This is a genomic window from Microbacterium sp. DT81.1 (genome assembly GCF_049844955.1).
In the GTDB taxonomy this organism is placed as follows: domain Bacteria; phylum Actinomycetota; class Actinomycetes; order Actinomycetales; family Microbacteriaceae; genus Microbacterium.
Genome location: NZ_JBNCMA010000001.1, coordinates 940,425 through 964,553, shown reverse-complemented (window position 1 = coordinate 964,553; position 24,129 = coordinate 940,425). Strand labels below are relative to the sequence as shown.

At 69.9% G+C, this 24,129-nt stretch carries 22 protein-coding genes; 18 read left to right on the top strand and 4 right to left on the bottom strand.

Annotated features, from left to right (window positions below):
- Positions 1-75 precede the first annotated feature (75 nt).
- Entirely contained in the window at positions 76-762 is a 687-nt protein-coding gene (locus ACLQ2Q_RS04525; RefSeq protein ID WP_425818356.1) for a hemerythrin domain-containing protein, read from the top strand.
- Here the strand turns inward: ACLQ2Q_RS04525 and ACLQ2Q_RS04520 are convergent.
- Entirely contained in the window at positions 759-2,126 is a 1,368-nt protein-coding gene (locus tag ACLQ2Q_RS04520) for a pyridoxal phosphate-dependent decarboxylase family protein (protein ID WP_425818354.1), read from the bottom strand. The two genes, ACLQ2Q_RS04525 and ACLQ2Q_RS04520, sit on opposite strands and share 4 nt — an antisense overlap.
- An 89-nt stretch (positions 2,127-2,215) precedes the next feature.
- Between ACLQ2Q_RS04520 and ACLQ2Q_RS04515 the strand changes: the two genes are divergently transcribed.
- From ACLQ2Q_RS04515 to ACLQ2Q_RS04480, 8 genes are all read left to right on the top strand, one after another.
- On the top strand, positions 2,216-2,974 hold the full coding sequence (locus ACLQ2Q_RS04515) for a YebC/PmpR family DNA-binding transcriptional regulator (RefSeq protein WP_425818352.1): 759 nt from the start codon (positions 2,216-2,218) through the stop codon (positions 2,972-2,974).
- A 157-nt stretch (positions 2,975-3,131) separates the two neighbouring features.
- Complete coding sequence (gene ruvC, locus ACLQ2Q_RS04510; RefSeq protein ID WP_425818350.1) at positions 3,132-3,722, top strand: crossover junction endodeoxyribonuclease RuvC; 591 nt, start codon at positions 3,132-3,134, stop codon at positions 3,720-3,722.
- Between the two features lie 31 nt (positions 3,723-3,753).
- Positions 3,754-4,374, top strand: a complete 621-nt coding sequence (gene ruvA / locus ACLQ2Q_RS04505) for a Holliday junction branch migration protein RuvA (RefSeq protein ID WP_425818348.1) — start codon at positions 3,754-3,756, stop codon at positions 4,372-4,374.
- Positions 4,367-5,389: a Holliday junction branch migration DNA helicase RuvB gene (gene ruvB / locus ACLQ2Q_RS04500; protein WP_425818346.1), complete on the top strand. Its 1,023-nt coding sequence runs from the start codon at positions 4,367-4,369 to the stop codon at positions 5,387-5,389. Before ruvA ends, ruvB begins: the two co-directional genes overlap by 8 nt.
- A gap of 81 nt (positions 5,390-5,470) precedes the next feature.
- Complete coding sequence (locus ACLQ2Q_RS04495) at positions 5,471-5,872, top strand: preprotein translocase subunit YajC (protein ID WP_425818344.1); 402 nt, start codon at positions 5,471-5,473, stop codon at positions 5,870-5,872.
- Positions 5,873-5,917: 45 nt separating this feature from the next.
- Positions 5,918-7,789 carry a protein translocase subunit SecD gene (gene secD / locus ACLQ2Q_RS04490; protein WP_425818342.1) on the top strand — a complete coding sequence of 624 codons (1,872 nt, stop codon included), beginning with the start codon at positions 5,918-5,920 and terminating at the stop codon, positions 7,787-7,789.
- Positions 7,789-8,778 carry a protein translocase subunit SecF gene (gene secF / locus ACLQ2Q_RS04485; RefSeq protein WP_425818340.1) on the top strand — a complete coding sequence of 330 codons (990 nt, stop codon included), beginning with the start codon at positions 7,789-7,791 and terminating at the stop codon, positions 8,776-8,778. The genes secD and secF overlap by 1 nt, the downstream gene beginning before the upstream one ends.
- Positions 8,779-8,848: 70 nt before the next feature.
- Positions 8,849-11,104 carry a RelA/SpoT family protein gene (locus ACLQ2Q_RS04480; protein ID WP_425818338.1) on the top strand — a complete coding sequence of 752 codons (2,256 nt, stop codon included), beginning with the start codon at positions 8,849-8,851 and terminating at the stop codon, positions 11,102-11,104.
- On the opposite strand, the gene ACLQ2Q_RS04475 is transcribed toward ACLQ2Q_RS04480, so the two are convergent.
- From ACLQ2Q_RS04475 to ACLQ2Q_RS04465, 3 genes are all read right to left on the bottom strand, one after another.
- Complete coding sequence (locus ACLQ2Q_RS04475; RefSeq protein ID WP_425818336.1) at positions 11,091-11,651, bottom strand: type IV toxin-antitoxin system AbiEi family antitoxin; 561 nt, start codon at positions 11,649-11,651, stop codon at positions 11,091-11,093. The genes ACLQ2Q_RS04480 and ACLQ2Q_RS04475 overlap by 14 nt on opposite strands.
- A 94-nt stretch (positions 11,652-11,745) precedes the next feature.
- Positions 11,746-13,608, bottom strand: a complete 1,863-nt coding sequence (locus ACLQ2Q_RS04470) for a DUF349 domain-containing protein (RefSeq protein ID WP_425818334.1) — start codon at positions 13,606-13,608, stop codon at positions 11,746-11,748.
- 77 nt (positions 13,609-13,685) lie between these two features.
- On the bottom strand, positions 13,686-14,024 hold the full coding sequence (locus tag ACLQ2Q_RS04465; protein WP_425818332.1) for a dioxygenase: 339 nt from the start codon (positions 14,022-14,024) through the stop codon (positions 13,686-13,688).
- Between the two features lie 170 nt (positions 14,025-14,194).
- Here ACLQ2Q_RS04465 and ACLQ2Q_RS04460 point away from each other — a divergent pair, with 170 nt between their 5' ends.
- From ACLQ2Q_RS04460 to ACLQ2Q_RS04420, 9 genes are all read left to right on the top strand, one after another.
- Positions 14,195-15,472: a replication-associated recombination protein A gene (locus tag ACLQ2Q_RS04460; protein ID WP_425818635.1), complete on the top strand. Its 1,278-nt coding sequence runs from the start codon at positions 14,195-14,197 to the stop codon at positions 15,470-15,472.
- 183 nt (positions 15,473-15,655) lie between these two features.
- Entirely contained in the window at positions 15,656-16,285 is a 630-nt protein-coding gene (gene rpsD / locus ACLQ2Q_RS04455; protein WP_425818330.1) for a 30S ribosomal protein S4, read from the top strand.
- Between the two features lie 140 nt (positions 16,286-16,425).
- Entirely contained in the window at positions 16,426-16,743 is a 318-nt protein-coding gene (locus ACLQ2Q_RS04450) for an ATPase (protein ID WP_425818328.1), read from the top strand.
- A gap of 76 nt (positions 16,744-16,819) precedes the next feature.
- Positions 16,820-19,486, top strand: a complete 2,667-nt coding sequence (gene alaS / locus ACLQ2Q_RS04445; RefSeq protein WP_425818326.1) for an alanine--tRNA ligase — start codon at positions 16,820-16,822, stop codon at positions 19,484-19,486.
- Positions 19,483-19,959 carry a Holliday junction resolvase RuvX gene (gene ruvX, locus ACLQ2Q_RS04440; RefSeq protein ID WP_425818324.1) on the top strand — a complete coding sequence of 159 codons (477 nt, stop codon included), beginning with the start codon at positions 19,483-19,485 and terminating at the stop codon, positions 19,957-19,959. Before alaS ends, ruvX begins: the two co-directional genes overlap by 4 nt.
- Before the next feature lie 2 nt (positions 19,960-19,961).
- Positions 19,962-21,533: an endolytic transglycosylase MltG gene (gene mltG / locus ACLQ2Q_RS04435; RefSeq protein WP_425818322.1), complete on the top strand. Its 1,572-nt coding sequence runs from the start codon at positions 19,962-19,964 to the stop codon at positions 21,531-21,533.
- 4 nt (positions 21,534-21,537) lie between these two features.
- On the top strand, positions 21,538-22,386 hold the full coding sequence (locus tag ACLQ2Q_RS04430; protein WP_425818320.1) for a shikimate dehydrogenase: 849 nt from the start codon (positions 21,538-21,540) through the stop codon (positions 22,384-22,386).
- Positions 22,387-22,390: 4 nt separating this feature from the next.
- Positions 22,391-23,608 (top strand): chorismate synthase, encoded by a 1,218-nt coding sequence (aroC, locus tag ACLQ2Q_RS04425; protein WP_425818318.1) that lies wholly within the window; start codon positions 22,391-22,393, stop codon positions 23,606-23,608.
- Positions 23,605-24,117 carry a shikimate kinase gene (locus ACLQ2Q_RS04420; RefSeq protein WP_425818316.1) on the top strand — a complete coding sequence of 171 codons (513 nt, stop codon included), beginning with the start codon at positions 23,605-23,607 and terminating at the stop codon, positions 24,115-24,117. The genes aroC and ACLQ2Q_RS04420 overlap by 4 nt, the downstream gene beginning before the upstream one ends.
- Positions 24,118-24,129 lie beyond the last annotated feature (12 nt).

Sequence of the window (24,129 nt, the reverse complement as noted above, 5' to 3'; positions counted from 1 at the left end):
TTGCCGTTCGAAGCGTGCGCGCTATAACCTGCGCAATGGCAATGGGTGATCCTTTCAGAACCGGGGGTCCGTGCGATGAGCGTTCCGCTGCCCGCGACCGGCGATCCGCCGCCGGCCAAGCTCTGCGACGCGCAGGACCTCGTGCTCGCGCACCTGTGCTTCCGGCGGCTCTACGCGCTCGCACCCGAGGCGGTCCGGCACGCGGACCCGGGCGATCGCGCTCGGATCGCATCGATCGGGAAGAACGTGTCGCTTGTGGACGACGCGCTGCACCACCACCACCGCCTCGAAGACGCGATGCTGTGGGACACCGTGGAGGGTCGTCGACCGGCATGCGCCATCCATGTCGAGCTGATGAAGCGCCACCACGCCCAGGTTGCGCTCCTGCTCGATGAGATGCCCGCCCTGCTGGAGGCATGGCAGACGGGCCCCGGGCCGACGACATCCGCCCCCCTCGCGTCCACGCTCGATGAGATCTCTCGCGTGCTGGGCGACCACCTCACGGCCGAGGAGGAGCACATCGTGCCGGTGATCGAGGAGGTCATGACCGCGAAGGAGTGGGAGGAGTTCGGCGACGTCGCGCAGAAGTCCTACGCGCGCTCGCAGATCTTCCTCTTCTACGGACTGATCCTGGACCTGATGAGCCCCCAGGAGCGGGAGAGCTTCGCGAAAGAGGTGCCGCTGCCCATCAAGATCCTCTACGCGCTGGTGGGCCGGCGTCAGTACGAGCGGATCATGAACGACCTCAGAGCGGGCGCCTAGGAGTCGACGACCAGCCTGCGGATCGCCGCAAGAGTGCGCTCGATGTCCTCTGGTGTGGTGGCCCACGACGACATGGAGCACCTCAGCGCCGCGCGGCCATGCCACTCCGCGCCCGTGACGACGGCCGTTCCGTCGCTCAGGATGGCCGAGCCCAGGCTCCGCGTCGCCTCGTCGTCGCTCAGCCGGAACAGAACCTGGGTATAGACCACATCGTTGACGACCTCGACGCCCGCGATGTCGGCCAGCCCGTCCGCCATCGCTCGCGCATTGACGCGCAACCTGTCCACGAGGGCGGCGACGCCGCTCCGTCCGAGACTGCGCAGAGCGGCCCACGCCGGAACGCCGCGCGCTCGTCTGGACAGCTCCGGCGTGACATCCCACGGGTCGAGTCGCGTATGGACCAGATAGTCCCCACCCGTGCGGAACATGGCGATGGAGTCCGCGGGATCACGCACGATCGCCATGCCGCAGTCGTACGGCACATTGAGCGTCTTGTGGGCGTCGGTCGCCCACGAGTCGGCGCCCGAGATCCCCTCCGTGAGGTGTCGGAGCGACGGTGAGGCGGCGGCCCAGAGGCCGAACGCCCCGTCGATGTGGATCCAAGCGCCCCGATCGCGCGCGATGGGGACGAGGCTCACGAAGTCGTCGAACGCGCCGGTGTGCACTTCGCCGGCCTGAAGGCAGACGATGAGCGGCCCCTCTCCCTGCGCGAGCGCCTCGCGGAGCCCATCGGGCGACATCCGTCCCTCGCCGTCCGCCGGCACGATCACGAACTCGTCGCGGCCGATCCCGAGCATGCGCGCTGCCCTGTCGATGGACCCGTGCCGGTGCTCGCCGACGACGAAGCGCACCGATGGAGCGGATCGGATCCCACGCTCCGCCATGGCCCACCCGCTGCGGGCCAGCACGGCATTGCGCGCCGTGGCGAGACAGGTGAAGTTCGCCACCTGGCCGCCCGTCACGAACCCGACGCTCGCCGAGGCGGGCAGCCCGAACATGTCGAGCATCCATCGGCCCGCGACGCGCTCGAGCGCGACGGTCGCCGGTGTCAGCGCCGACGAGCCGGAGTTCTGGTCCCACGACGACACGAGCCAGTCCGCCGCGAGGGCGGCCGGCAGCGATCCGCCGATGACCAATCCGTAGAAGCGGCCGCCGGCGATCCCGGCCAGGCCCGGGTCCGCGATGCGGGCGAGGTCCTCGACGACGGCCTCGGCATCCATCCCCGCATCGTCGAGAGGCACGTCGAGCTGCGCCAGCATGCCCTCGAGCGAGACCGGAGGCCATACCGGTCGCTCGTCCAGGGAGTGCAGGAACTCCGTCGCCCGCCGATGCGCCGCGTCGAGCGCGCGGTCTCGATCGTCCACGGGCGTCAGTGTTGCACCGGGTCCGCTCGTGCGCAACCGGGCGCGCACCCGGCACGTGTGGCATCCCCCGCGCACCGTAAACTGGGGGCATGTCCGGTCACTCCAAGTGGGCCACGACGAAGCACAAGAAGGCGGTCATCGACTCCCGCCGTGCCAAGTCGTTCGCCAAGCTCATCAAGAACATCGAAGTCGCCGCGAAGATGGGCGGCGCCGACCTCGCGGGAAACCCCACGCTGCAGGATGCCGTCCAGAAGGCCAAGAAGACGTCGGTGCCCATCGACAACATCAACCGCGCGGTCAAGCGGGGCGCCGGGCTGACGGGCGAGTCCGTCGACTACTCCACGATCATGTACGAGGGCTACGGGCCTCACGGCGTGGCGCTGCTCATCGAGTGCCTCACCGACAACAAGAACCGCGCTGCCGCGGAGGTGCGCACGACCATGACGCGCAACGGCGGCACCATGGCGGATCCGGGAAGCGTCGCCTACAACTTCCACCGCAAGGGCGTCATCGTCGTGTCCTCCGATGGCACGACGGAGGACGATGTCATGCTCGCCGTGCTCGACGCGGGGGCGGAGGAGATCGAGCCGCACGCCGATGGATTCGGCATCATCACGGACGCGTCCGACCTCGTGAAGGTGCGTTCGGCGCTGCAGGATGCCGGGATCGACTACGAGTCGGCGGATGTCGAGTTCGTTCCCTCGCTCAAGGTCGAGGTGGATGCGGACACGGCTCGCAAGGTGTTCCGGCTCATCGACGCGCTGGAGGACAGCGACGACGTGCAGAACGTGTACAGCAACTTCGACCTGACGCCCGAGGTGCAGGCCGAGCTCGCCGACGACGAGTAGTCGGCGCTGCGCCCGCGGAGACGCATGGGGCCCTCGCCGGCGAAGGCGGTCCCTGAGCGACGCTTCGTCTCGCTTCGCTCGCTCAGCGACCGGCTTCGCGACGAGACGAAGGGCGCGCCTGCGGACCCGTCCGGCACCTCCCGCCTAGCGTGGGAGCGTGGCCTCCCTCCGTGTGCTCGGAATCGACCCCGGCCTCACCCGCTGCGGTGTGGGCGTGGTGGATGTCGCGCGCGACCGATCGGCCACGCTGGTGCACGTGGGAGTGGTCCGCTCGTCTCCGGACGCACCGATCGCCGAGCGCCTCGCCGCCATCGCGGCCGGCATCCGTGCCGTCATCGATGAGCACGGCCCGCACGTCGTCGCGGTCGAGCGCGTCTTCGCCCAGCAGAACATGCACACGGTGATGGGGACGGCCCAGGCCAGTGGCATCGCGCTGCTCATCGCCGCCGAGCACGGGCTGCCGGCGGCCCTGCACACGCCGACCGAGATCAAGGCGGCAGTCACGGGGTACGGCGCCGCCGACAAGCGCCAGGTGCAGACCATGGTCGCCCGCGTGCTGCGCCTGGAGGCCCTTCCCCAGCCGGCGGATGCCGCCGATGCGCTGGCCCTCGCCCTCTGCCACGGCTGGCGCGGAGGCCCCGCCGGCGATGCCTCGCAGTCCGACACACCGGCCCTCCGCGCGTGGCGCGATGCCGAGCGACGGGCATCCCGCATCGCGCGGCGCCCTACACCCCGCGTGGCACCCTGAGGCTGTCCGCGCCGCCGCCTAGGCTTGGCGAATGATCTCTTCTCTTCGGGGAACGACCGCGCACGTCGACGCGGACACCCTGGTCGTCGAGGTCGGGGGAGTGGGCCTCACGGTCGCCGTCCCCGCGGGTCTCGCCCGCTCCACGCACCCCGGCGACGTCGTGCACATCCACACGCACCTCGTGGTGCGCGAGGACGCGCTGTCGCTGTTCGGCTTCGAGACGCGGGAGGAGCTGGCCGTCTTCTCGCTGCTGCTGGGAGTCACCGGCGTCGGTCCGAAGTCGGCGCTCGGGGTGCTCTCCGGGCTCTCCGTGGAGCAGATCGCCGCCGCGGTGGCGGCCGACGACGACGCGCCGTTCCGCCGGGTCCCGGGCATCGGCCCGAAGACCGCCAAACTCATCGTGGTGCAGCTCGCCGGCAAGCTCGAAGCTCCCGTGCGCACCGCGGCCAGGGTCATCGACGCTCCGGCCGCCGTACTGACGCAGGTGGCGGAGGCGCTGACAGGACTCGGCTGGCCCGAACGGGTCGCGACCGAGGCGGTCACCACGACCGCCGCCGAGGCATCCGCTGTCGATCGCGCCTCGGTCCCCGTGCTGCTGCGCCTGACGCTCGCCGCCCTCGGTCCCGCACCGCATGGGGCCGCTCGTGGATGACATCCGGGACGCCGACGATCCGGTCGATGAGACCGAGCTCGCGATCGAGGGAGCGCTCCGGCCCGCTTCGCTCGCCGAGTTCGTGGGGCAGCAGAAGGTGCGGGGACAGCTCCAGCTGCTGCTGGATGCGGCCCGCATCCAGCAGCGCCCGGCCGATCACATCCTGCTGTCGGGGCCTCCTGGTCTGGGAAAGACGACACTCGCGATGATCGTCGCGCACGAGAGCGCGCGGCCACTGCGCCTCTCCAGCGGGCCGGCGATCCAGCACGCCGGCGACCTGGCGGCTCTCCTGTCGAGCCTGACGCCGGGCGAGGTGCTGTTCATCGACGAGGTGCACCGGATGGCGCGCTCCGCCGAGGAGATGCTCTACCTCGCGATGGAGGACTTCCGCATCGACATCATGGTCGGCAAGGGCGCGGGCGCCACGAGCATTCCACTGGACCTGGCGCCGTTCACGCTCGTCGGAGCGACGACCAGGTCGGGGCTGCTGCCCAACCCGCTGCGCGACCGGTTCGGCTTCACCGCGCACCTCGAGTACTACGAGCCCGCGGAACTGGAGCGGGTGATCGAGCGCTCAGCGGCGATGCTGGGCGTCGACATCCCGCCACCGGCCCGAGCCGAGATCGCACGGCGCTCACGGGGGACGCCCCGTATCGCGAACCGGCTGCTGCGCCGCGTGCGCGACTACGTGCTGGTGCACGAGCTGCCGGCCGGACTGGACGCCGTGCGCGCGGCGCTCGAGCTCTACGACGTGGATGTGATCGGCCTGGACCGGCTGGACCGGGCCGTGCTGGAGGCACTCGTCAAGCGCTTCCGCGGCGGTCCGGTGGGACTGAACACGCTCGCCATCGCGGTCGGCGAGGAGCCCGACACCGTCGAGAGCGTCGTCGAGCCGTACCTCGTGCGCATCGGCTTCATGGGCAGGACGCCGCGCGGTCGCATCGCCACCCCCGAGGCCTACGCGCATCTGGGCGCCCCACACCCAGACGGTGCGCTCAGGTTCGATGACCTATAATCGCTGAAGGCTTCTCGCCGCAATCCCCTAGGCATCCTCGTCGTCGTGGCGTGCCGCTCCCGGAAGGTCATCCCCTCTCGCATGGCAGAATTCTTCGCTAACTACGGCCTGTTCATCCTGCTGGCGGTGCTCCTCGTCTTCATGTTCTGGAACTCGCGCAAGCGCATGCAGAAGCAGAAGCTCGAGCAGGAGGCCAAGGCACGGCAGACGGTGCCCGGCGCCGAGGTGCTGCTGCAGGGCGGGCTCTACGGCACCATCGTGGCGTACGACCCCGATAACCTCGACCAGCCGGCCGAGGTCGAGATCGCACCCGGCACCGTCATCAAGGTGCACAGCCAGGCGATCCTCCGCGTCGTGGACCCCGTGGCCGAGACGGAGCTCACCGAAGAGCCCATCCAGGATGCACCCGCGATCGAGTCGATCGACGACGTGGCCATCAAGCCCGCCGTCGACCCCGACACGCGCAAGAAGACCGAGGACTAAACCCGCTCGCCCGCTCGCGGGCGTACGCAGAAAGCTGATCCCTTCGTGGCGACATCCACCCCCGTCCGGCACGCCTGGCGCGCGCTCCTCGGCCTCCTCATCATCACGGCCGTTCTCTTCGGCATCAACGCCCTCGGCGTCTACGTCTTCAAGCAGAGTTCGTGGAGCCCTGAGCTGGCCCTCGACCTGCAGGGCGGAACGCAGATCATCCTCGAGGCGCAGACCGAGGACGGCACAGCACCGAACGAGGATCAGCTGAACCAGGCGGTGACGATCATCCGCCAGCGCGTGGATGCCACGGGCGTCGGCGAAGCGGATGTCACGACGGAGGGCGGCCGGAACATCGTCGTCCAGATCCCCGGAACGGCCGATGAGGAGACCCGCAACCGGATCGAGCAGAGCGCTCAGCTCGAGCTGCGGGCCGTGCTGTACGCCGGCGAGCCCGCCACCGACTTCGTCGGCACGGACGGCAACCGCACCCCGTATCCCACACCGGACCCGACGCTGCAGGCGACGCCCTCCGTTGCTCCGAGCAGCGGCAGCGACCCGGCGTGGATCACGCCGGCCCTGCAGGCGGAGTTCCTGGCCTACGACTGCGCGGACCCGGCGAACGACCCCGCGCAGGCGCCGGCCGATCAGCCGCTGATCACCTGCGACCCCACGGGTTCGGTCAAGTACATCCTCGGCCCGGTGGAGCTCGACGGCTCGTCCATCGATGATGCGACCTTCGGCCTCGAGCAGACCACCGGCCGGTGGGCCGTCAACCTCGACTTCGACGACGAGGGCACCAACACCTTCGGCGAGATCAGCCAGCGGCTGTACGGCGCGACGGCGCCGCTCGACCAGTTCGCCTTCGTGCTCGATGGCTACGTGCTCTCGGCGCCGCAGATGAACGGCGTCATCCTCGACGGCAAGCCGAGCATCACCGGCTCGTTCACGCAGGAGACCTCCAAGACGCTGGCAGACCAGCTCAAGTACGGCGCCCTCCCGCTGAGCTTCGCGGTGGTCAGCTCGGACACGATCTCCGCGACCCTGGGCTCGCAGCAGCTGCAGATCGGGCTCATCGCCGGTCTCATCGGACTCGCGCTCGTGGCGATCTACTCGCTCATCGTCTACCGCGCGCTCGGATTCGTGATCATCGCGTCGCTGATCGTCATGGGCGTGCTCACCTACATCACGATGTGCATCCTCGCGTGGCGCATGGGCTTCCGCCTGTCGCTCGCCGGCGTCGCCGGCCTGATCGTGACGATCGGCTTCACCGCCGACTCGTTCATCGTCTACTTCGAACGCATCAAGGATGAGCTGCGTGACGGCAAGTCGATCACGTCGGCCGTCGAGGACGGCTGGGGTCGAGCGCGGCGCACGATCTACATCTCGAAGTCGATCAACATCCTCGCCGCCGTGGTGCTGTACATCTTGGCCGACGCCACCGTGAAGGGCTTCGCCTTCACCCTCGGCCTCACGACGCTCATCGACATCCTGATCTTCATCCTGTTCACCCATCCGGTGATGCAGCTGCTGGCCCGCACGCGCTTCTTCGGGTCCGGACACCCCCTGTCGGGTCTGGATCCCGAGGCGCTCGGGGCGGTCTATCGCGGTCGGGCGCAGTTCCGCGAGCCCGTTCCCGTGGCGGTCAGGGGCGGCGCCGCCGGACGGGCCACCCGCTCGCGCGGCGAGGCCGAACGGCGCCAGACGATCGCCGAGCGCAAGCAGGCAGAACTTGCGGCCGCGAAGACGTCGGCCCCCACGCCGGTGAAGCCCCCGGCATCGGGCAAGAATGCGGCAACGGGCAAGAACCCGACGTCGACGAAAGCCCCTGCGCCCGCAAAGAACACGACGGCTGTGCCGGTCACGCCGACCACCACCACGACGACAGCCAAGGCACCGACCACGTCCGGCAAGGAGGGAGGCCGCTGATGCGCTCCATGAGTCAGCTCGGCAACGAGCTCTATTCCGGCAAGACCTCGTTCCCGTTCGTGGGACGCCGGCGGCTGTGGTTCATCCTCGCCGCCGTGCTGGTGATCGCCTCGGCGCTGGTCCCGCTGATCCGGCCGGTGCAGTTCTCGATCGAGTTCACCGGCGGATCGCAGTTCACCGTGTCGGGGCTCGAGTCGCCCGACCAGAACGATGCCACGGAGGCCGTGCAGAGCGTCGTACCGGATGCCACCACCAAGGTGACGACGATCGGCAGCACGGCCGTCCGCGTGCAGACCGATCAGCTCACCCCGGATGAGACCCAGGACGTCACCGAGGCGCTCGCCGCGGCGTACGACGTTCCGGTCACCGAGGTCACCGCGTCGTTCATCGGCCCGAGCTGGGGCCAGGACGTCACCCGCCAGTCCCTGTGGGGTCTCGCCATCTTCCTCGCGCTGACGTTCATCATCCTGGCGCTGTACTTCCGCACCTGGAAGATGTCCGTGGCGGCCATCCTCGGCCTGATCGACGTGCTGATCATCACGATCGGCATCTACGCCCTGGCCGGCTTCGAGATCTCCCCGGCGGCGGTGATCGGCTTCCTGACGATCCTGTCGTACTCGCTGTACGACACCACGGTCGTGTTCGACAAGATCCGCGAGAACACGACGGAGGACGGCGAGATATCCGGCCGCACCTTCGGAGAGTCCGTCAACCTCGCCGTCAACCAGACGCTGATCCGCTCGATCAACACCTCGATCGTGGCGGCCCTCCCGGTCGGTGCCATCCTTTTCATCGGCGCCTTCTGGCTCGGCGCCGAGACCCTCACCGACATCTCCCTCGCGATCTTCGTCGGCATCTTCGTCGCCACGTACTCCACGCTGTTCGTCGCGGCGCCGCTGTACTCGCTGTTCCGCGAGAACGAGGCTCCCATCAAGGAGCGGGACGCCCGTGTGCTGGAGTCGCGTCAGCGGGCGACGGTGGCCGCTTAGGCGGCTCTGGAGGCACCTCGCCCGGGCGTAGGATTGACCAGTTCGTCCAGGCAGGCAGGGGGGTGATGCGGTGACAGAGACAGTCCCGGCGGCCGCGCAGTCATCCAGCCTCCGCCGGCTGGTTCCGCGCATCTTCTCCAGGTCCGCCCGCAGGGACGACCTCGAGCATCTGCTGCGCACGGTGCGCTCGAACCACCCGAAGGGCGATCTGAGCGTCATCGAGCGCGCGTACGCCGTCGCGTCGAAGGCCCACGAGGGGCAGGTGCGCCAGAGCGGCGAGCCGTACATCACGCATCCGGTCGCCGTCGCCCAGATTCTCGCCGATCTGGGACTCGGCCCGCGTGCGATCGCGGCGGCTCTCCTGCACGACACGGTGGAGGACACCGGGTACGGGCTCGATCAGCTCTCCGCCGAGTTCGGCGACGAGGTCGCCATGCTCGTCGACGGCGTGACCAAGCTCGACAAGGTCAAGTACGGCGAGAGCGCCCAGGCCGAGACGGTCCGCAAGATGATCGTCGCGATGTCGAAGGACATCCGCGTGCTGCTGATCAAGCTGGCGGATCGGCTGCACAACGCACGCACGTGGGGCTTCGTGCAGCCCGAGAAGGCCCAGAAGAAGGCCACCGAGACGCTTGAGATCTACGCCCCGCTGGCGCATCGCCTCGGCATCCAGACCATCAAGTCGGAGCTCGAGGATCTCTCGTTCGCGGTTCTGCACCCCAAGCTCTATGCCGAGATCGAGAGCCTCGTCAAGCAGCGCACCCCGCAGCGCGAACAGTACGTGCACAGCGTGATCGAGGCCGTCGACGAGGACCTGCGTGAGCTGCGCGTGCGCGGGCGGGTCGCCGGCCGGCCGAAGCAGCTCTACTCGGTGTACCAGAAGATGGTCGTGCGGGGCCGGGAGTTCGACGACATCTACGACCTGATCGGCATCCGCGTGCTGGTCGGCACGGTGCGCGACTGCTACGCGGTGCTCGGGGCGATCCACGCACGGTGGACACCGCTGCCCGGCCGGTTCAAGGACTACATCGCCACCCCGAAGTTCAACCTCTACCAGTCGCTGCACACTACGGTCATCGGGCCGGGCGGCCGCACGGTGGAGATCCAGATCCGCACCCACGAGATGCACCAGCAGGCCGAGTTCGGCGTCGCCGCGCACTGGAAGTACAAAGAGCGGATGAACGGCGGCAAGTCCGAGACCGGCAAGTCGATGGACGCTGACATGGCCTGGCTCGCGCACATCTCCGACTGGCAGGCGGAGACGGCCGATCCGGGCGAGTTCCTCGACTCCCTTCGGTTCGAGATCGGTGCCAAGGAGGTCTACGTCTTCACCCCGAAGGGCCGCGTCATCGGCCTGCCGGGCGGCGCGACGCCCGTGGACTTCGCCTACGCGGTGCACACCGAGGTCGGGCACCGCACGATGGGCGCGAAGGTGAACGGGCGCCTCGTGCCGCTCGAGTCGAAGCTCACCAGCGGCGACGTGGTAGAGGTGTTCACATCGAAGAACCCGGATGCCGGGCCGAGCCAGGACTGGCTGGGTTTCGTCGCCAGCACACGGGCGCGCAACAAGATCCGCGGCTGGTTCACGAAGGAGCGCCGCGAAGAGGCGATCGAGCAGGGCAAGGAGGCGATCGCCCGAGCGATGCGCCGTCAGAACCTGCCCCTGCAGCGCCTGATGAGTCAGGACTCCTTCACCGAGGTCGCACACCACCTCAAGTACGAGGACGTGTCGGCGCTCTACGCCGCCGTCGGTGAGGGACACGTCTCCACGCAGTCGGTGATCGAGAAGGTCACGTCGCTCGTCGGAGCGAACGACACCTCGACCGGCCCCATCGACCTCCCGCAGATCGGCCGGCAGCGGCAGCCGCGCAGCGGCGACTCCGGCGTGCTGGTGCGCGGTGCCCCCGACATCCTGGTCAAGCTCGCCAAGTGCTGCACGCCGGTGCCGGGCGATGAGATCGTCGGCTTCGTGACCCGGGGGAGCGGCGTCTCGGTGCACCGCAGTGACTGCACGAACGTGCGGTCCCTCATGGAGGATCCCGAGCGGATCATCGAGGTGGATTGGGCGCCGACGACCAAAAGCCTCTTCCTCGTGCAGATCCAGGTCGAGGCGCTCGACCGCTCGGGCCTGCTGTCGGACGTGACGCGGGTGCTCAGCGAGCACCACGTCAACATCCTCTCGGCCACCGTCTCGACGAGCAACGATCGCCTGGCGATCAGCCGGTTCGTGTTCGAGATGGGCGACACCGTGCACCTGGATCGTGTGCTGAACGCCGTTCGGCGCATCGACGCCGTGTACGACGTCTATCGCGTCACATCATCCTGACGAGCTCCGACTCCTCGTCCTCCAGCACCCGGAGGGCGCCCCGCTTCCCCGGTACGGGCCCGTGGGCGTGGAACCAGGCGCGCGCCTCGGCCAGCACGCCGGGGAAGACCCGCGCCATGCCTCGGAGCGCGACGGCGGAGTCCGGCTCCGCCTGCACGATGCGGGCCAGATCCGCCGTCGTGCGGGCGGGCGCGGTCACGAGGACCCCGCCTACGGTCGTCACGTCATCCGTCTCGATGTACCCGTCGCGGTAGAGGAAACGGCGATCTATCAGCTGATGGATGCGCCGGGGGACCGCGCGCTGCACGGCGTGACGGGCCGGCACCTCGTCGAGGGCGCCGTAGACCCAGGCGGCGGACAGGTGCGTCGCCGCGAGGGTGTCACCCAGCAGCACGGCGAGGGAGGCCGCCCTCAGGTGCGTCGTCTCGACGGCATCCGCGGGGATGTATCCCTCTCCGAGTTCGACGAGGTGACCGTCGAGCCGCGCCGCCGACAGCTCGGCCGCAGAGAACCGGTCATCGGCGAAGTAGAGATACGACGAGTGCATCTCTGGAGTGTGCCCGAAATCGGAGGGCCCGAAGCCCGAAGGCGCCCCTCTGTGGAGAACACAGTCGTCCACAGCGGCCGCGGCCGAGGAATCCTCAGACGCCGAGCGCCCGCAACCAGGCCTTCCGAGCGTCCAGCGCTTCCTGCGCCTTCGCGATGGCGCCCTTGTCGCCGGCCGCCTCGGCCTTCGCCAGCTCTCTCTCGAGCTTCTCGATCGCCTCGTTGAGCTGACGCGACATGTCGCCGGCACGCGCCTTGGTCTCGGGGTTGTTCCGCTTCCAGTCGACGTCTTCCCGCGCCCGCAGAGCCGTTTCCACCTTGCGGAGCTCATCGTCGAGGGCTCGCTCCTTCTCGCGCGGCGAGATGCGGCCGACCTCGTCCCAGCGACGCTGGATGCCCGTCAGGATGCTCCGCGCCTTGACGATGTCCGCCTGATCCGCGACGGCCGCGGCCTCGGCGAGTAGGGCGCGCTTCTCCTCGATGCGCGGCTGCGACTCCGCCTGCTCGGCGGCGTCGCGCTCGACGCGGGCGCCGTAGATGGCATCGCCGGCCGCCTTGAAGCGAGCCCACAGGGCGTCATCGACCTTCTTGCCGGCCCTGCCGACGGTCTTCCAGTCATCGAGCAGTCCCCGATACGCGGTGATACCGTCCTCGCCCTTGGGAATGAGCGCCTCGGCCTTCTCGACGAGCGCCGTCTTGCGGTCACGGGCAGCCTTGTGCGTCTCGTCCAGTTCGGCGTAGAACTCGCGACGGTGCCGCTCCACCGTCGAGCGAGCGTCGCGGAATCGCTTCCAGAGCTGCTGGGAGATCGACTTGGGGAGGCGCGGGCCGTTCTGCTGCTGCGACTGCCAAGACTCGAAGAGGGCGGCCAGTTCGGTGGATGCCTGCTTCCATTGCGTCGTGCGCGGATCGCGTGCGGCGAGGGCCTCCGCCTTCTCGACGAGCGAGGTGCGCTCGGCGATGGCGGCGTCCACCGCTTCGCGGGCGGCGGCCGCCTCGGTCTCGGTGGCGGCGGACAGCGACTCCGTGAGCGCGTCGATGCGGGCTTCCAGCGAGGCCAGGTCGCCGACGGCGGCGGCGCCGGTGATCTCCTCGCGCAGGTGTGCGGCGGCCGACCCGAGATCGGATGCCGATGCGCCACCGCGGCTGTTGCGCTGTTCGAGCAGCCGCACCTTGGCGGCAAGGTCCTGGAACTTGCGCTCGAAGTACGCGAGCGCCTCCTGCGGGTCGCCGTCGGGGAACTGCCCGACCTCGCGCCAGGAGTCGCCCTCGCGCACGAAGACGGTGCCGCCCTCGTCGACGCGGCCCCACGGCTCGGCCGGCTTGGGCGCGGTCGAGGAGACCGGACGTCCCGGCCGCGGCGCCGGCCTCGGTACGGGGCGGGGGGTGGGGACGGGACCGATGGGAGCCGCGGCCACCGGCTCCGTCTCTCCGGCGGGTTCGGGCTCTGCGGGGGATTCGGGCTCTGCTGCAGGCTCCGGCGCGGCGGTGGGCTCTGGCTCCGCGGCGGGCTCCGCGGCGGGCTCCGGTTCGGCGGCGGGCTCAGCGGCGGGTTCCGGCTCAGCGGCGGGCTCCGGTTCGGGGGCGGGCTCAGCGGCGGGCTCCGGCTCAGCGGCGGGCTCCGGCTCCGCGGCCGGCTCGGGTGCGCCGACCGGCTCCGGCTCGACCTCCGGCTCCTCCAGTGACGAGCCCGCGGCATCCGCTTCGGGGTCGCCGTCGGCCGGGACCTCCCGCGGATCCGCCAGCTGTCCGGCGGTGGCCGGGTCGTCCGCGACCGCGGGCGAGTCATCCGCCTCGAGGGACGACCCCTCCGCGTCGTCGCGCTCCAACGGCGACTCGGGCGCCTCGGTGATCTCGGCGGAGGACTCGGGCGCGTCGGCGCCTTCCGGGGTCTCGATGGTGGACTCGGAAGAGCCGGAGGAGTCGGGGACGTCGGTGGCGGACTCGGTGGAAGACACGTGATTCTCCTTGCGCGGCCCAGGGCCGACGGGAGTGCGGATGGACGCCCCCAGCCTAATACGCCGGGGCGTTCCGCTCAGGGGGTCTCGGTGGGTCCCGGCACCGGCTCACCCGTGGGCGTCGCGCTCGGCGTGGGCGACGGCGACGTGGTCTGCGTCGGCGTGGGCGACGGCGACGTCGTCTGCGTCGGAGCGGGCTCCGGAGCAGCGGGGCCCACGGTGTAGTACAGGAACTGCGATCCGATGGCGCCGAGGATCAGGACGCCGGCGACGATTCCGGCCGTCCAGTTGTCGCGCGTGCGGCGGCGCTGCTGACCCTGGTGATAGGCGGCTCGCGCCTGATACAGACGTGCACGTTCTCGGGCGGCGCGGCCGGCGCGATCCTTGCCGCTGGGCGGCTTGCTGCCAGACGCCACGGGTCCTCCTCGGTGACACGGTGGTCCGATCGAACCGAGCAGAAGCCTACGCATCCCGTCCCGGCATCCCCAAACCGGTGCGCGGAGCGCGTGTCGGCGTCGGCGATTAGCCTGGGTGGGTGACGAGTCCCACCGCCCTCTTCCAGGGACAGACGCCCCTTGCGGTGCGGATGCGGCCGGTGTCGCTCGACGAGGTCGCAGGGCAGGCCCACCTGCTGAAGCCGGGATCGCCCATCACGGCGCTCGCCGATCCGAAAGCCGTCGCACCCGGTGCGGTGTCGATCATCCTGTGGGGCCCGCCTGGCACCGGCAAGACGACGCTCGCGCAGGCGATAGCCCGCTCGTCGGGCCGGCGGTTCGTCGAGCTCTCGGCCGTGACCGCGGGAGTGCGCGACGTGCGGGAGGTGATGCAGGACGCGCTGAATCAGCGTGACCTCTACGGTCACTCCACGATTCTCTTCCTCGACGAGATCCATCGCTTCACGAAGGCGCAGCAGGATGCGCTGCTCCCTGGCGTCGAGAACGGCTGGGTCATCCTCATCGCCGCGACCACGGAGAATCCGTCGTTCTCCGTCATCTCGCCCCTGCTCTCACGTTCGCTGCTGCTGACCCTCCAACCCCTCAGCGACGAGGACCTCGGCGCACTGGTCGACCGTGCCCTCGAGGATCCCCGCGGGCTGCACGGCACGGTGACCCTCGCGCCCGATGCGCGGGCGGCGCTCATCCGCCTCGCCTCCGGCGACGCGCGGCGGGCTCTCACCGCGCTCGAGGCGGCGGCCGGGATGGCGGCGACCGACGGCGAGGATGCACCGCTCGTCACGGCCGACATCGTGGCGCAGGCCGTCGATCGGGCGCTGCTGCGCTACGACAGGCAGGGCGACGAGCACTATGACGTGATCAGCGCGTTCATCAAGTCGATTCGCGGATCGGACGTCGACGCGGCCATCCACTACCTCGCGCGGATGATCGAGGCGGGGGAGGACCCGCGCTTCATCGCCCGCCGGCTCGTCATCTCCGCCGCGGAGGACATCGGACTGGCCGACCCGCAGGCGCTGCAGATCGCGGTCGCGGCCGCCGACGCCGTGGCCTTCATCGGGATGCCGGAAGGCCGCATCCCCCTGGCGGAAGCCACCGCCTACCTGGCGACGACGGCCAAGTCCAACGCCGCCTATCTCGCGGTCGACAAGGCGATCGCCGACGTCCGAGCCGGCAGGATCGGCCGCGTGCCGGTCCATCTGCGCGACGCGCACTACGCCGGTGCGAAGCGGCTGGGGCACGGCAAGGGCTACAGATACCCCCACGACACCGACATCGGTGTCGTCGCGCAGCAGTACCTGCCGGACGAGCTGCGGGGGACGCGCTATTACGAGCCGACCAACCACGGCACGGAACGCGACATCCAAGCCCGGCTCGACAAGATCCGCCGCATCCTGGACGGTGAGCGGTGAACGCCGCCGCCGCACGGGCGGAAACGCCCGACCTGGTAGACTGAACCGGCTCGAAACGGATTTCGAGCATCCTCTCACCCCCACACCACTTTTCGATGCGCCCCGGCGTGCGCCCGAAACTGCAGGGGAGAGCGATACGTCCGTGAGCCGCGAACGACGCGGCCACGTCATCGAAAGGTTCTCGTGTCGACCAAGTCACGTACCCGCAGCAAGACCCGCCTCTCCCGCGCGCTCGGAATCGCCCTCACCCCGAAGGCCGCCAAGTACCTCGAGAAGCGCCCCTACGCTCCCGGTGAGCACGGCCGCACCAAGCGCAAGCAGGACAGCGACTACGCGGTCCGCCTGCGTGAGAAGCAGCGCCTGCGCGCCCAGTACGGCATCCGCGAGAAGCAGATGCGCAACACGTTCAACGAAGCCCGTCGTACCGAGGGCCTGACCGGTGAGAACCTGGTCGAGCTGCTCGAGATGCGTCTGGACTCGCTCGTGCTCCGCTCCGGCTTCGCCCGCAGCACTTCGCAGGCGCGCCAGCTCGTCGTGCACCGCCACATCCTGGTCGACGGCCAGCTCGTCGACCGCCCCTCCTTCCGCGTGAAGCCGGGTCAGCTGATCCACGTCAAGACCAAGAGCGAGGGCACCGAGCCGTTCCAGGTCGCCGCCGCCGGTGGTCACGCCGACGTGCTGCCCCCCGTTCCCGGCTACCTCGAGGTCGACCTTCCGACGCTGCAGGCACGCCTTCTGCGCCGCCCCAAGCGCGCCGAGGTTCCCGTGACCTGTGAAGTCCAGCTCGTCGTCGAGTACTACGCCGCGCGCTAGCACTTCGACAGGCTCAATGACCGGAAGGTCGCAGAGCAGCCGAGAGGCGCCGGGGGCAAACCCCCGGCGCCTCTCGTGGTTTCGGCCTACGATGGACGGATGCCGCGATCAGGCGGCCCGGATGCTCGAGGATGGGTGACATGAAGAACGCTCTCTGGTTTCTGATCGGTGTGATCGGCGGCTTCGCAGCGGCGCACCTGATGAGCAAGGATCCGCGCGGGAACGAGCTGCTCGCCGACATCGACGCGCGCATAGCCGAATTCACCGACCGCGTGTCCGATGCGTACCACCTGCAGGAGGCCAAGTTCGGCGGCCTGCTCAGCGACGTTCAGGATGCCGCCTCCGACGCCATCGAGTCCGCCAAGGACGCCGCCGCCGAAGCCGTGCAGAAGGCGCAGGCGCTCGCGGCCGACGCCGGGAACGCCGCAACCCAGTCCTCAGAAAAGCTCGCAGACTGACCCTTCGCGCATCCAACCCGCAGCTCCGGACGACCCCGGGGAGCGGGAGCGCCCGCATGCAAGGAACACCTGACCGATGAAGACCGCGGAGATCGCGAAGCGCTACCTCGACTACTTCGAGAAGAACGGCCACGTCATCGTGCCGAGCGCATCGCTCGTCAGCGATGACCCGACCCTCCTGTTCACGGTCGCCGGAATGGTGCCCTTCATCCCATTCCTGAGCGGGAATGTGCCGCCGCCGTACGCGCGCGCCGCCGATGTGCAGAAATGCATCCGCACGAACGACATCGAAGAGGTGGGCAAGACGCCCCGCCACGGGACGTTCTTCCAGATGCTCGGCAACTGGTCGTTCGGCGACTACTTCAAGGAGGGCGCGATCACCTTCGCGTGGGATCTCCTGACGGGGTCGGAGGCCGACGGAAAGCTCGGCTTCGATCCGAAGGACCTCTGGGTCACGGTGTACGAGGACGACGATGAGGCGATGGAGCTGTGGAAGCGCATCGCCGGCCTCCCGGAGGATCGCATCCAGCGTCTCGGAAAGGAGTCGAACTACTGGCACACCGGAACGCCCGGTCCCGCCGGCCCGTGCTCCGAGATCTTCTTCGACCGCGGACCGGCATATGGCGTCGACGGCGGCCCGGCGACGGATGACGACCGGTACGTGGAGATCTGGAACCTCGTCTTCATGCAGTACGCGATCGACAACGTGCGATCCAAGGTCGACTTCGACATCCTCGGCGACCTGCCCGACAAGAACATCGACACCGGCATGGGTCTGGAGCGCGTCGCGTTCATCAAGCAGGGCGTCGACAACATGTACGAGACCGACCAGGTGCGGCCGGTGCTCGACCGAGCGGTCGCCCTTTCCGGCAAGACGTACGGGGCCGATCATGAGGACGACGTGCGCTTCCGCATCGTCGCCGACCATGTCCGGTCATCCCTGATGCTGCTCTCCGACGGTGTCACGCCGTCCAACGAGGGGCGCGGCTACATCCTGCGCCGCCTGATGCGCCGCGCCATCCGCGCCATGCGCCTCCTCGGCGTTGACGGTCCGACGTTCCCCGAACTCTTCACGGCGTCGCGCGATGCGATGAAGGAGTCCTACCCAGTGGTCGGCGACGACTACGCGCGCCTCTCCGCGTACGCGTACGCCGAGGAGGAGACCTTCCTCCGCACGTTGGCGTCCGGATCGACGATCCTCGACACCGCGCTCGAGCTGACGAAGGATGCCGGCGGCACGACGCTCGCGGGGGACGAGGCCTTCCTGCTGCACGACACCTACGGATTCCCGATCGACCTCACCCTCGAGATCGCGGAGGAGGCCGGGCTCACAGTCGACCGCGCCGCGTTCGACACGCTGATGCAGGAGCAGCGCGCTCGGGCGAAGGCCGACGCGAAGTCGCGCAAGCGTGCGCTGGCGGACCTGAGCGTCTACCGGGACTTCCGCGCTCAGGGCGAGACGGTCTTCACCGGATACAGCGACCTGGAGACGGAATCGGCGGTGCTCGGCCTGCTCGTGGACGGTCAGTCCGTCAACCGGGCTGCACAGGGTCAGATCGCCGAGGTCATCCTCGGCCAGACCGCGCTGTACGCCGAGTCCGGAGGCCAGGTGGCCGACAAGGGAACCATCGTCGGCCCGGGCTTCGAACTCGAGGTGCTCGACGTGCAGAAGCCGATCCAGGGGCTCATCAGCCACACGGTCGAGGTGACGCGCGGCGAGGTCGGCGTCGGCCAGCCGGCGACATCCGTCGTGGATGCCGCCAACCGGCGCGCCGCTCGGCAGGCGCACTCCGCGACGCACCTGGTGCACGCCGCGCTGCGCGACACGCTGGGCAAGGGCGCGACGCAGGCGGGGTCCCTCAACCGCGCCGGCTACCTGCGCTTCGACTTCACCTGGGGTCAGGCGCTCTCGCCCGAGACTCGCACCGAGATCGAGGAGATCGCCGGCAACGCCGTGCGCGACAACCTCGAGGTGCAGACGCGCATCGTCTCGCTCGACGAGGCCAAGGAAGCAGGCGCGATGGCGCTGTTCGGCGAGAAGTACGGCTCCGAGGTGCGCATGGTGGACATCGGCGGCCCCTGGTCGCGCGAGCTCTGCGCGGGCACCCACGTCTCCTCGAGCGCCGAGATCGGCCTGATCAGCCTGGTGGGCGAGTCCTCGGTCGGCGCCTCGAACCGCCGCATCGAGGCACTGGTCGGCCAGGACGCGTTCCGCGAGCTGGCGGCGGAGCGCGCCATCGTCTCCCAGTTGAGCTCCGCGCTCAAGACGCCGCGCGACCAGCTTCCCGGCCGCATCGCCGAGCTCGCCGCGAGCCTCAAGGCGGCCGAGCGCAAGATCGCGGCCTACGAAGCGCGGGCACTCGCGGTGCGGGTTCCCACCCTGGCCGGACAGGCCGTCCCGGTGGGACGGTTCCAGTTGGTCGCGGACCAGGTGGGCGCCGTGGCCTCGCAGGATGATCTGCGGTCTCTCGTCACCTCGGTGCGCGATCGCCTCGGCCACGCACCGGCGATCGTGGCGCTCGGCGGCCAGATCGGCGGCCGGCCCGTCGTGATGGTCGCGACGAACGACGAAGCGCGGAAGGCAGGCGCGAAGGCGGGTGCTCTCGCGAAGCTCGCCGCCGCGACCCTCGGCGGCGGCGGGGGAGGGCGCGATGACATCGCGCAGGGCGGCGGCGCGGATGCCTCGGCCCTGCCGGCCGCGCTCATCGCTGTGCGCGACGCGCTGGGCAAGACCGCGGCGTGAGCGGATTCCGGCGCGGCGCGCGCCTCGGCATCGACGTGGGCAAGGCCCGAATCGGCGTCGCTCGCAGCGACCCGGACGGCATGCTGGCCACCCCCGTCGAGACCGTCGCGCGCGCCGTGGGCGACCCGATCGCGCGCATCCGCGAGCTCGCGGGCGAGTACTCCGCGGTCGAGCTCGTCGTCGGGCTTCCGCTGAACCTCAAGGGCGATGAGACCCTCTCGACGGTCGACGCCCGCCAGTTCGCCGAGGCCCTTGCGGCGGCATCCGAGATACCCGTGCGCATGGTCGATGAGCGTCTCAGCACCGTGAGCGCGAATTCCGTTCTGCGCGATGCGGGGCGTTCTCAGCGATCCTCTCGTAGCATTGTGGATCAAGTGGCGGCGGTCGTGCTTCTTCAGCACGCCCTCGACACCGAGAAGCAGACCGGGCGAGCACCCGGTCTGCCCGTACCGCCCAGCCAGGAGCCCGCCTGACCATGCCCGATCCATCGTCAACGTCCGACGATCCGTTCTCCGACCTCTACGGGAAGCTTCCCGATCCGAAGGAGCGGGAAGCCCGTGTGGCTGCGGACGAGCGCGACGCCGACGGGGGAGTGGCAGGCGCCGCAGACGGTGGAGACCCACTGGGCGACGGCCGTTCGCCGGCCGGCGGCGGCGCGCGGGGCCCTGCGCCCGACGCGCCGGTCTCGCGACGCGCCGCTCGACTGGCCTCCACCACTCCCTCCGCGACGATCCCCGCGGCGCCCTCCGTGCCTGCATCCTCTTCGGTGCGCCCGGATGACGACCCCTGGGTCGGACCGCCGACGGTCGCCATGAGCGCCGTTCCTCAGGCTCGGGGCCCACAGGCGGCGCGGGCTTCCGAGACCCTCGGAACTTCGGCCGCGGTGGCGCAGCCCACGATCGACGAGCTGTTCAGCGCGGAGGCGCACGAGGTCCACGCCGACCCGCCCGCGGCGAAGCGCCGCAGGCGACGCGGTGGCTGCCTGATCGCGCTGGTGATCTTCGCGCTGTTCGTCGGCGGCATCGTCGCGGCGGGGTTCTGGGTCTGGAACACCTACGAGGACAACATCCGCGAGGTCATGGGCTGGGAAGAGCCCAAGGACTACGAGGAGGGGCTCGCCACCGGTGAGGCGGTGCTCACCATCGATTCGGGCGACGGCGGCCAGGCGATCTCCCAGTCGCTCTACGAAGCCGGTGTCACGAAGACCCCCGAAGCGTTCTACTCCATGCTGATCGCGCAGCCCGAGCAGCCCGTCTTCTATCCGGGCGTCTACCGGCTGCAGCAGAAGATGACCTCGGCGGCCGCCCTTACGGCACTGCAGGATCCCGCCAGCAAGCTGGAGAACTCGGCGCTGCTGCGCGAGGGCCTCACCGTCGAGCAGACGCTCGTGGAGCTGTCGGAGGGGATCGGGCTGCCGATCGAGGACTTCCAGGCGGCCGTGACCGATCCGGCCGCGTACGGCGTGCCGGCTGACAGCCTGGAGGGCTGGCTCTTTCCCGCGATGTACACCTTCGATCCGGGTGTCACCGCTCCGCAGGTCATCCAGACGATGGTGGACCGCACGATCGCGTCTCTCGACGCGGCCGGAGTGCCGGCGGAGCAGCGCCAGGAGGTCCTGATCAAGGCCTCCATCATCCAGCGCGAGGCCCGTTTCCAGCAGGACTTCTACAAGGTCGCCCGGGTGATCGAGAACCGGCTGAAGCCCGACAACCAGGAGACCTTCGGTCTGCTGCAGATGGACTCCACGGCGCAGTACGGCTTCGACGAGATCGACGACGGCACCGTCAGCACGTCCGCCGAGGCGCAGTTCGACGACAACCCGTGGAACACCTACGTGCACCCCGGTCTGCCGATCGGACCCATCGCGAATCCGGGCGATACGGCGATCGACGCGGCCATGCACCCGGCGGACGGCCCATGGCTGTACTTCGTCACCGTCAACCTCGAAACCGGTGAGACCGTGTTCACCGACAACTTCGCGGACCACGAACGGGCGATCGAGCAGTGGACCCAGTGGTGCGAAGATCACCCGGACTCCGGGTGCTGACCGAGTGACGCCCCCGCCGACCGGGACGCGCCTGGCCGTCTGGGGCGACCCCATCGCCCACAGCAGGTCGCCCCAGCTCCACGGCGCGGCGTACGCCGTGCTCGGGCTCGATTGGACGTACGAGCGGCGACGGGTCGACGCGCGGGAGTTCGACGCCGCGCTGGCCGAGCTCGGCCCGCAATGGCGGGGTCTGTCGGTGACGATGCCGCTCAAGGAGAGGGCCTTCTCCGCGTCGCCCACCCGTGATCGCCGTGCCGAGCTGACGGGCGCCGTGAACACACTGGTGCTCGGCGACGAAGACGGACCGCGGGGCTTCAACACGGATGTCGGCGGCATCGTGGGCGCTTTCGGCGATCGCGGCGTCGAGCGGGTGGAGGCGGCCAGGGTCATCGGAGCGGGCTCGACGGCATCCTCTGCGGTCGTCGCCCTGCAGGAGATGGGCGCGCGGCAGATCGAGGTCGTGGCGCGACGCCCCGACCGTGCTGCGACACTCGTGCACCTCGGCGATGCGCTGGGCACGCGCGTGAGCATCCATCCGCTGTCGGGCACCGTCGGGCGACCCGTCGACGTGACGGTCGCCACGCTTCCGAGCGGCACCGAACTGCCGGGGAGCTTCGCGGACGTCCTCGCGGAGGGCGGCGGAGCGCTGCTGGATGCCGCGTACGCGCCGTGGCCGAGCCACCTGGGCACGGCATGGGAGCGCCGCGGCGGTGCGCCGATCTCGGGTGTGGAGATGCTCCTGCACCAGGCGCTTCTGCAGGTGCGCATCTTCGTCACGGGCGACGTCGAGGCGCCGCTTCCGGACGAGCCCCTGGCGCTCGCCGCGATGCGCGCGGCACTCATGGGAGACTAGACGAATGCTCCGCGTGCTCACGGCCGGCGAATCGCACGGCCCGGAACTCGTCGCCATCATGGAGGGCCTTCCCTCCGGCGTCCCCATCTCCGCCGACGCCGTGCGCGCCGACCTCGCCCGGCGCAAGCTCGGCTACGGCCGGGGATCGCGCATGAAGTTCGAGGAGGACGAACTGTCCTTCTCGGGCGGCGTTCTGCACGGATTCAGCATCGGCAGCCCCATCGCGCTCCGCATCGCGAACACCGAATGGCCCAAATGGGTCGAGGTGATGAGCCCCGAGCCTCTCGAGCTCACGGAGAAGTCGCGCGGCAGGGGAGCACCCCTCACCCGCCCCCGTCCGGGGCACGCCGACCTCGTCGGCATGCAGAAGTACGGCTTCGACGAGGCCCGACCGATCCTCGAACGCGCCAGCGCGCGAGAGACGGCCGCCCGGGTCGCGCTCGGCGCCCTGGCCCGCGCATTCCTCGGCGAGCTGGGCATCACCCTCGTCAGCCACACGCTCTCCATCGGCCCCGTTCGCGTTCCCGACGACGCCGCCCTTCCGCGGCCGGAGGACGTCGACGCGCTCGACGCCGACCCGCTTCGGTGCTTCGATGCCGAGACGTCGGCCCGCATGGTCGAGGAGGTCGACGCGGCCCGCAAGGACGGCGACACCCTCGGCGGCATCGTCGAGGTGCTGGCCTACGGGCTGCCGCCCGGCCTCGGCTCGCACGTGCACTGGGATCGCCGGCTCGACGGCAAGCTCGCCCAGGCGCTGATGAGCATCCAGGCGATCAAGGGCGTGGAGGTCGGCGACGGGTTCCTGACGACGACCCGCCGGGGGTCCGCCGCACACGATGAGCTCTTCGCGACCGACGGCGGAATCGCGCGTGCCTCCGATCGAGCGGGCGGCACCGAGGGCGGCATGTCCACCGGAACCGTGCTGCGCGTCCGCGCAGGGATGAAGCCCATCGCCACCGTCCCGCACGCCCTCCGGACGGTGGATGTCGCCACCGGCGACACGGCATCCGCCCATCACCAGCGATCGGACGTCTGCGCCGTTCCGGCCGCAGGCGTCGTCGCCGAGGCGATGGTCGCGATCGTGCTGGCCGAGGTGGCGCTCGAGAAGTTCGGCGGGGACTCCGTCGCGGAGACCCGCCGCAACCTGCAGTCGTACCTCGCGAGCATCCCGGACACCCTGCGCACCCTCACCGGCAGCGACGCGGCGCTCGCCGGGGCATGACCCCGCTCCAGCGCGCGCTCGTGCTGGTCGGCCCGATGGGCGCCGGCAAGTCGAGCGTCGGGAGGCGGGTCGCCAAGGGCCTGGGCGTCGGATTCTTCGACACGGACGTGGCGATCGTGAGGGCTCACGGGCCCATTCCCGAGCTCTTCCGCGCGCGGGGCGAGGCGCACTTCCGAGCCCTCGAGCGCGCCGCGGTGCGAGATGGTCTCGCAACGAACGGCGTCGTCGCGCTCGGGGGAGGGGCGGTGCTGGATGCCGACACCCGGGCGGACCTCGCCCCGCACGACGTCGTGCTGCTCACGGTCGAGCCCCGCGTCGTGGCCTCGAGACTGCGGGACACCACACGGCCCCTGCTCCAGGGCGGGGACCCGATCGCGGAATGGACGCGCATCAGCGAGGAGCGCGCACCACTGTACGCGGAGGTGGCCGACGCCACCTTCGACACCTCGCACGGACCCCTGAGCGCCGTGGCCGACGCCATCGTCGCCTGGGCCCGCTCGAGGCGCTGACCGACCAGAAGT

Coding starts and splice junctions, on each gene's coding strand:
- ACLQ2Q_RS04475 (WP_425818336.1), bottom strand. CDS start 11,651: ATGCACTCGTCGTATCTCTACTTCGCCGATGACCGGTTCTCTGCGGCC.
- ACLQ2Q_RS04450 (WP_425818328.1), top strand. CDS start 16,426: ATGAAGAACGCTCTCTGGTTTCTGATCGGTGTGATCGGCGGCTTCGCA.
- aroC (WP_425818318.1), top strand. CDS start 22,391: ATGCTCCGCGTGCTCACGGCCGGCGAATCGCACGGCCCGGAACTCGTC.
- ACLQ2Q_RS04515 (WP_425818352.1), top strand. CDS start 2,216: ATGTCCGGTCACTCCAAGTGGGCCACGACGAAGCACAAGAAGGCGGTC.
- ruvA (WP_425818348.1), top strand. CDS start 3,754: ATGATCTCTTCTCTTCGGGGAACGACCGCGCACGTCGACGCGGACACC.
- ACLQ2Q_RS04495 (WP_425818344.1), top strand. CDS start 5,471: ATGGCAGAATTCTTCGCTAACTACGGCCTGTTCATCCTGCTGGCGGTG.
- ACLQ2Q_RS04460 (WP_425818635.1), top strand. CDS start 14,195: ATGCGGCCGGTGTCGCTCGACGAGGTCGCAGGGCAGGCCCACCTGCTG.
- mltG (WP_425818322.1), top strand. CDS start 19,962: ATGCCCGATCCATCGTCAACGTCCGACGATCCGTTCTCCGACCTCTAC.
- ACLQ2Q_RS04420 (WP_425818316.1), top strand. CDS start 23,605: ATGACCCCGCTCCAGCGCGCGCTCGTGCTGGTCGGCCCGATGGGCGCC.
- alaS (WP_425818326.1), top strand. CDS start 16,820: ATGAAGACCGCGGAGATCGCGAAGCGCTACCTCGACTACTTCGAGAAG.
- secF (WP_425818340.1), top strand. CDS start 7,789: ATGCGCTCCATGAGTCAGCTCGGCAACGAGCTCTATTCCGGCAAGACC.
- ACLQ2Q_RS04525 (WP_425818356.1), top strand. CDS start 76: ATGAGCGTTCCGCTGCCCGCGACCGGCGATCCGCCGCCGGCCAAGCTC.